At 72.6% G+C, this 6,668-nt stretch carries 8 protein-coding genes; 6 read left to right on the forward strand and 2 right to left on the reverse strand.

The window, feature by feature from the left end; all coding sequences use genetic code 11:
• Nucleotides 1-658: hypothetical protein (locus N864_RS25140; RefSeq protein ID WP_205620987.1), on the forward strand; the 658-nt coding region annotated here is incomplete at its 5' end.
• A gap of 24 nt (nucleotides 659-682) precedes the next feature.
• Here N864_RS25140 and N864_RS17455 read toward each other — a convergent pair.
• Complete coding sequence (locus N864_RS17455) at nucleotides 683-1,030, reverse strand: rhodanese-like domain-containing protein (RefSeq protein WP_240474382.1); 348 nt, start codon at nucleotides 1,028-1,030, stop codon at nucleotides 683-685.
• A 161-nt stretch (nucleotides 1,031-1,191) separates the two neighbouring features.
• Here N864_RS17455 and pdxY point away from each other — a divergent pair, with 161 nt between their 5' ends.
• The 5 genes from pdxY to N864_RS17480 all read left to right on the forward strand — a co-directional run bounded on the left by pdxY (nucleotide 1,192) and on the right by N864_RS17480 (nucleotide 6,070).
• The gene (gene pdxY / locus N864_RS17460; RefSeq protein ID WP_034719899.1) at nucleotides 1,192-2,040 is read left to right on the forward strand and encodes a pyridoxal kinase PdxY; all 849 of its coding nucleotides are present in this window, start codon (nucleotides 1,192-1,194) and stop codon (nucleotides 2,038-2,040) included.
• A gap of 172 nt (nucleotides 2,041-2,212) precedes the next feature.
• Nucleotides 2,213-3,475: an ATP-binding protein gene (locus N864_RS17465; RefSeq protein WP_034719903.1), complete on the forward strand. Its 1,263-nt coding sequence runs from the start codon at nucleotides 2,213-2,215 to the stop codon at nucleotides 3,473-3,475.
• 32 nt (nucleotides 3,476-3,507) lie between these two features.
• The gene (locus N864_RS17470) at nucleotides 3,508-4,278 is read left to right on the forward strand and encodes a DinB family protein (protein WP_034719906.1); all 771 of its coding nucleotides are present in this window, start codon (nucleotides 3,508-3,510) and stop codon (nucleotides 4,276-4,278) included.
• Nucleotides 4,275-5,210 (forward strand): alkaline phosphatase family protein, encoded by a 936-nt coding sequence (locus N864_RS17475; protein ID WP_051518747.1) that lies wholly within the window; start codon nucleotides 4,275-4,277, stop codon nucleotides 5,208-5,210. Before N864_RS17470 ends, N864_RS17475 begins: the two co-directional genes overlap by 4 nt.
• Before the next feature lie 89 nt (nucleotides 5,211-5,299).
• A complete protein-coding gene (locus N864_RS17480) occupies nucleotides 5,300-6,070 on the forward strand; it encodes an aspartate/glutamate racemase family protein (RefSeq protein WP_081793989.1) in 771 nt (256 codons plus the stop codon).
• On the opposite strand, the gene N864_RS17485 is transcribed toward N864_RS17480, so the two are convergent.
• Entirely contained in the window at nucleotides 5,985-6,353 is a 369-nt protein-coding gene (locus N864_RS17485) for a DUF4440 domain-containing protein (protein ID WP_034719909.1), read from the reverse strand. The two genes, N864_RS17480 and N864_RS17485, sit on opposite strands and share 86 nt — an antisense overlap.
• Between the last annotated feature and the right edge of the window lie 315 nt (nucleotides 6,354-6,668).

The following is a 6,668-nucleotide window of genomic DNA, read 5'->3' on the forward strand; positions in this document are numbered from 1 at the left end:
CGGGTCCGGCCCGGGCGCCGAGCGCTCACCCGAGGGCACCGGCTCGACCCCGGTCGTGGCGCCGAGCCGGAGTCAGCGCCCGGTGGTCACGCCCAGCGAGGAGACGACGAAGCCGCAGCCGTCACCGACGGCGCTGCCCGGGGTCGCCCTCGACGCAAGCCTCCGCTCGACAGGGTCGCGGCTGGTCGCCGAGTATGCGGTGACGAACTCGTCGCCGCGGCCGGTCGTCGTCGTGGACCGGATCCCCACGGCGCTCGGCTCGTCGATGCTCGACGCGGCGGACATCGACCCCGACCACGCGTGGGTCGTCATGGCGGGCACCGTCGTCCGGGTCACGAAGCAGGCCTTCCCCGCTGCGCCCGGCGTCCGGTTCATCGCCGACCCGGTCATCGGCGGTCACGTCGTCGCGCCGGGAGGGGTCACGAAGGGCACCGCCACGGCACCCCTGCCCCCGGTGCTCGACGTCCCGGGGCGGGAGTTCGAGGCGCCTCGCACACCCATCACGCAGACGGCAGACACATGGCAGTTCTGTGTGCAGGTCGCCGACCTCGACCAGCCGCGCGAGGTGGTGTCGGTCAGCGCGGTCACGCACGCGCCCCTGCTGTGCAGCGACGCCGAGCCGCTCCCGGCCCACATCGCCCACTCGACGGGGCAGTGAGCGGGGCGTGCCGCCTGGCACGCATCACACGACGAAGGGCGACCCGTGCTCCGAGTGGAGCGGCTTGCCGGACGCTTCCCACGCCTTCATGCCGCCCTCGACGTTCGCGACGTCGAAGCCCTGCATGGTCAGCCACGCCACGGCCCGCGACGACCGGCCGCCGCCACGGCACACCACGGCCACGGTCTCGTCCGTGTCGGGCAGGTCGTCGAGCCGGCCCGGCAGCTCGCCCAGCGGGATGTGGACGGCGTTCGGTGCGTGTCCGGCCTGCCACTCGTTCGGCTCGCGCACGTCGATGATGACGGCGTCGTCCGGGACATCGGCCACGGTCGTGCTCGGGATCTCTGACTGGCGGTCCGCTGGGATACTCACCGGGCCATCCTCGCACGGCGCGGCCAGACGGGGCCCCGGTCGGGACCCGGGTCGGAGGCCGGGGCGCAGCGGCCACGGGCGAGCGGGACCGGGCTGGGCGGCATACGGCGGGACGGTCCGGGCGGCCTGCGGCCGGAGGGCGCGGGACTATCCTCACGCGGGTGAAGATCCTCTCCATCCAGTCCCACGTCGCCTATGGCCACGCCGGCAACTCCGCCGCCGTCTTCCCGCTGCAGCGGCTCGGGCACGACGTCTATCCGGTGCTGACGGTGACCTTCTCGAACCACACCGGCTATGGCCCGGCGCGCGGGCCGCTCATCGCGCCGGACGACGTGCGGGAGGTCATCAACGGCGTCGAGGACCGCGGCGTGTTCCCCCACATCGACGCGGTCCTGTCCGGCTACCAGGGCGCGGAGTCGGTCGGCGAGATCATCCTCGACGCGGTCGCCCGGGTGAAGGCCGCCAACCCGGAGGCGATCTACTGCTGCGACCCCGTCATGGGCGACGTCGGGCGCGGGTTCTTCGTGCGCGAGGGCATCCCCGAGTACATGCGTGACGAGGTCATCCCGAAGGCCGACATCGTCACCCCGAACCAGTTCGAGCTCGAGTTCCTCGTCGGTCGCCCCCTCGCCACGCAGGCCGAGGTCGATGCGGCCGCGGAGGAGCTGCGTGGCCGTGGGCCGCGCGTCGTCGTCGTGACGAGTGTCCTCACGAGCGACACGCCCGAGGGCACGATCCAGATGGCGTGCTACTCCGACGAGGGTGCGTGGCTCGTGACGACCCCGCTGCTGCCGATGGACGTCAAGGGCGGCGGAGACGTGACGGCGGCGGTCTTCCTGGCGCACTACCTCACCGACGGTCCGCGGGTCGCGCTCTCGCGTACCGCGGCGACGATGTACGGCGTGCTCGAGAAGACCCACGCGGCCGGCTCCGGGGAGATGCTCCTCGTGAGCGAGCAGCAGGAGATCGCCCACCCCAGAGAAGTCTTCGAGATCTCGGCGATTTCCTGATCCTCCCGCGCACGGCGCGCGTTATAGTCCAAGAGCGCCGTTCCGCATGACCACCCCTGACCGTGCGGAACGGCGTTCTGCTGCCCCGGGGTGGCCCCGACGCGCCCGACACGCGCTGCCGCTGTATGCCGCTGTCTCGGGTTTTCGGTATAGCCGCGTATAGCGTGTGAGCGTGGACCCCGTCACGAACCCGTACGCACCCGGCGCCGGCCAGCGGCCCCCCGAGCTCGCCGGGCGCGACGAGCAGCTGCGGGCCTTCGACGTGGTGCTCGAGCGGATCGCGCGCGGCCGCTCGGAGCGCTCGATCGTGCTGACCGGCCTGCGCGGCGTCGGCAAGACGGTCCTGCTCAACGCCCTGCGGTCCTCCGCGGTCCGGGCCAACTGGGGCACCGGCAAGTTCGAGGCCCGGCCCGACCAGCGCCTCCGGCGGCCGCTGGCGGCCGCCGCGCACCAGGCCGTGCGGGAGCTGGGCCACCCGCGCGGCGAGGACGTCGACCAGGTGCTCGGCATCATCAAGTCCTTCGCGATGCGCGACGCGCCGTCGGGCGCCAAGCTGAGGGAGCGGTGGCAGCCGGGGATCGACGTGCCGGCCGTGTCCGGCCGCGCCGACTCCGGGGACATCGAGATCGACCTCGTCGAGCTCTTCACCGACATCGGCGGTCTGGCCGCCGACGTCGGCAAGGGGATCGCGGTCTTCATCGACGAGATGCAGGACCTCGACCCCGACGACGTCTCGGCGCTCTGCGCCGCCTGCCACGAGATCTCGCAGTCCGGCCTGCCCGTCATCGTGGTCGGGGCGGGCCTGCCGCACCTGCCGGCCGTCCTCTCGGCGTCGAAGTCCTACTCCGAGCGGCTCTTCCGCTACCAGCGGATCGACCGGCTGCCGCGCGAGGCGGCGGACCGGGCCCTCGTCGGCCCGGCCGCGGAGGAGGGCTGCGAGTTCACGTCCGAGGCGCTCGAGGCGATGTATGACGTGACGGCGGGCTACCCCTACTTCATCCAGGCCTACGGCAAGGTCGTCTGGGACGTCGCGCCGGTCTCGCCCGTCACCGCCGAGGACATCCGGGTGGCCGCGCCCGAGGCCGAGTCGGAGCTCGCCGTCGGGTTCTTCGGGTCCCGCTACGAGCGCGCCACTCCGGCGGAGCGTGAGTACCTCCGGGCCATGGCCGAGGCCGCGCTGGTGAACGCGTCCCAGACCGGGCCCGAGCCGGGCGGCGACGGTGAGGCAGAAGCCGGCCCAGCGGCATACCTCAACGGTCATGAGCTCTCCGCCGTGCCGACGTCGGCGGTCGCCGACGTGCTGGGACGCAAGCCCCAGTCCCTCTCCCCGGCCCGGGACGCCCTGATCAAGAAGGGCTTGATCTACTCCGGTGAGCGGGGTCAGATCGCCTTCACGGTGCCGCACTTCGGCCGATACCTGCGCAGTCAGTCCTGACGACTGTCAGTGCGTGGTGCGATGGTCGTGGCATGAGGGAGAGCCAGGCAGGTGAGCTGCGCGGTGCGACGTTCCGCGACCGTGACATGGGCAGCGCGAGGTTCATCGGCTGCGAGATGAGCGGCGTCGTCGTGCGCGGCAGTGACGTCGCCGGCATGGAGATCGACTCGCCGTGGCTGGTGGAGGACGGTGGCACGCTGGTGGTCAACGGCGTCGACGTCGTCCCGTTCGTCGATGCGGAGCTGAACCGCCGCTTTCCCGGGCGTGAGCTGCGAGGCGCCGCCGACCCCGCTGGTCTCCGCCGCGCCTGGGCCGCGCTGGAGGGCGCCTGGGCGGCGCTGCTCGAGCGGGTCGCCGCGCTGCCGGCGGGCACCGTCGACGAGCAGGTGGACGGCGAGTGGTCGTTGGCCCAGACGCTGCGCCACCTCGTCATGGCGACCGACGTCTGGCTCGGCAGGGCCGTCCTCCAGCGGGAGGACCCGTTCCACCCCCTCGGGCTGCCGAACGACGACTTCGAGACCGAGGCCTACGACCCGTCCGCCTTCCGCGTCGAGGCGCCATCCTTCGACCGCGTTCTCGAGGCGCGGGCCGGTCGCCAGGCGATGGTGGCTGACCTCCTCGCCGGCGTCACGGTGGACGACCTCGCCGACCGGCGGAGCAACCCGCATGCCCCGGACCGTCCCGAGACGGTGCTCTCGTGCCTGCGGACGATCCTCGAGGAGGAGTGGGAGCACTACCGCTACGCCGTCCGTGACCTCGACGTGCTCGCCGACCGTGCCGCTGAGGGACCCGCAGGGACATGAGGGCGTCGCGGTGGCGGGCCCTCGCCGTCGCGCCCGCCGCGGCGCTGGCGGGTCTGCTGCTCGCCGCCTGCACGAGTGGCGGTCCGGCGGCCGTGGCCCCCTCGCCGGACGGCTCCGCTGCCTCGGCCGCTCCCGAGTCCTCGCTCGGCTCCGCGCCGGGAGGCAGCCCCGGCCGTCCGCCCGCGCACGTCGTCGTGGTCGTCTTCGAGAACAAGGCCCAACAGCAGGTCCTCGGCTCGCCCGACGCGCCCTACCTCAACGCCCTCAGCGCCACCGGTGCGCGGTTCAGCAGGTCACGGGCCGTGACGCACCCCAGCCAGCCCAACTACCTCGCCCTGTTCTCCGGCTCGACCCAGGGGGTCACCGACGACTCGTGCCCCCAGCGGCTGGGGGAGCGGCCCAACCTCGCCCAGCAGCTGGTGCGGGCGGGCCACAGCTTCGCCGGCTACTCCGAGGGCCTGCCGTCAGCCGGGTTCACCGGGTGCTCCGACGCGAGCGGCCGCTACGCCCGCAAGCACAACCCATGGGTCGACTTCGCCAACGTGTCGGCGTCGGCCAACCTGCCCCTGACCGCGCTCCCGACCGACCTGTCCCGGCTCCCGACCGTCTCATTCGTGATCCCGGACCTCTGCCACGACATGCACGACTGTGACGTGGCCACGGGCGACCGGTGGGCCCGGGACCACCTGGCCCCCTACGTGGCGTGGGCCCGCAGCCACGACAGCCTGCTCGTCGTGACCTTCGACGAGGACGACGGCAGCCCGTCCAACCGGATCCTCACGTTCCTCGTCGGGCCGATGGTCAAGGCGGCCGTCATCCCGCAGCCGGCCGACCACTACAGCCTGTTGCGGACCATCGAGGACCTCTATGGGCTGGAGCCGCTCGGCGCGGCCCGCAGCGCATCGCCCCTGGCCGGCTGGCGGGCCGGCTGAGCCTGGCGCCGTGGGCGCACGGTCCCGGCCGGCGTCACTCCGGCGTCACGGCAGCGGCAGCACAGCGCGCCGTTGCCTAGGCTGCCGGGATGAGATGCATCGGCCTCATCGGCGGGATGAGCTGGGAGTCGACCGCTGAGTACTACCGGCTCATCAACCAGGACGTGGCCCGGCGGCTCGGAGGGCTGCACTCGGCGCGGATCGTGATGGCGTCCGTCGACTTCGCGCAGATCGAGGCGCTGCAGGTCGCGGGCGACTGGGACACCGCTCGGGAGCTGCTCGCCCACGAGGCGGTGGGCCTGCAGGCGGCCGGCGCGGACTTCCTCGTGCTGTGCACGAACACGATGCACAAGGTGGCCGATGGCATCGAGGCGAGCGTCACGATCCCCTTGCTGCATCTCGCCGACGCCACGGCCGAGGCGGTGGGCGCTGCCGGGGTCTCCCGCGTCGGGCTGCTCGGCACCGCGTTCACGATGGAGCAGGACTTCTACCGCGACCGCTTGACCGCGCACGGGCTCGACGTGCTCGTCCCCGACGCCGCGGACCGGGAGGTGGTGCACCGGGTCATCTACGACGAGCTGTGCCACGGCGTCATCCGGCCGCAGTCCCGCCAGCGCTACCTCGAGGTCGTCGACCGGCTCGTGGACCGTGGCGCAGCGGGGGTGATCCTCGGCTGCACCGAGATCGAGCTTCTCCTCGACGCCGACGCCCGGGCCGCGGTGCCGCTGTTCCCGACGACCCGCCTCCATGCGCGGGCGGCCGTCGACCTGGCTCTCAGTGCGTCGCCGTCGTCTGCTGGTAGAGAGCCAGCCGGGCCGACCCGTCCACCCGGCAGTAGACGCTCGACATCAGGGCCGTGAAGGGCGGGCTCCCGTCACGCACGGCCGTGGCCCGGTAGACGAGCGCTGCCGCGCCGGGGCCGACCGGGACCAGCCACGGCATCGAGATCTCGTAGCGGTCCCAGGCCGGTCCCGCGTCGAGCGAGTCGACCACCTGGTCGCGGCGCAGCACCGAACCGTCGACGAGCACCATGACGCCGTCCGAGGTCATCAGCTCCCCGTAGAACGCCGCGCCCCGCCCCTCACACAGCGCGCGCCATCCGTCGTGCTCGAGTGCGAGCAGCTCCTCCAGTTCCATGGGCATGCCTCACCACCCTAGGGCTGCCCTCCCCGGCGTTGTATGCCGCTGAGCCGCCCCCGCTCGTATCAGCGCGCCCGCTCGCACCTCCTTGTTCCATCGCCCGACAGCGCCCGGGGCGCCGACGGCGCAGCAAGGACCCCACCAGAGAGCGAAGTACGACCATGGACACGACCACCTGTCCGGAGTGCGGAGAGATCGCCGAGGTGCAGTGGCGCACGGTCATGGAAAGCACCGATGGGCCTGTCGAGCACAGCAGGGTGCTGTGCCTGAACCGCCACTGGTTCCTCCTGCCGACCGCTCGCCTCGAGAGGCCAACCG

Source organism: Intrasporangium chromatireducens Q5-1, from assembly GCF_000576575.1.
GTDB classification, from domain to species: domain Bacteria; phylum Actinomycetota; class Actinomycetes; order Actinomycetales; family Dermatophilaceae; genus Intrasporangium_A; species Intrasporangium_A chromatireducens.

Excerpts from the sequence above, each read along its gene's own strand:
- N864_RS17470 (WP_034719906.1), top strand. The coding sequence starts at position 3,508 with ATGAGGGAGAGCCAGGCAGGTGAGCTGCGCGGTGCGACGTTCCGCGAC.
- N864_RS17475 (WP_051518747.1), top strand. The coding sequence starts at position 4,275 with ATGAGGGCGTCGCGGTGGCGGGCCCTCGCCGTCGCGCCCGCCGCGGCG.
- N864_RS17480 (WP_081793989.1), top strand. The coding sequence starts at position 5,300 with ATGAGATGCATCGGCCTCATCGGCGGGATGAGCTGGGAGTCGACCGCT.
- N864_RS17485 (WP_034719909.1), bottom strand. The coding sequence starts at position 6,353 with ATGCCCATGGAACTGGAGGAGCTGCTCGCACTCGAGCACGACGGATGG.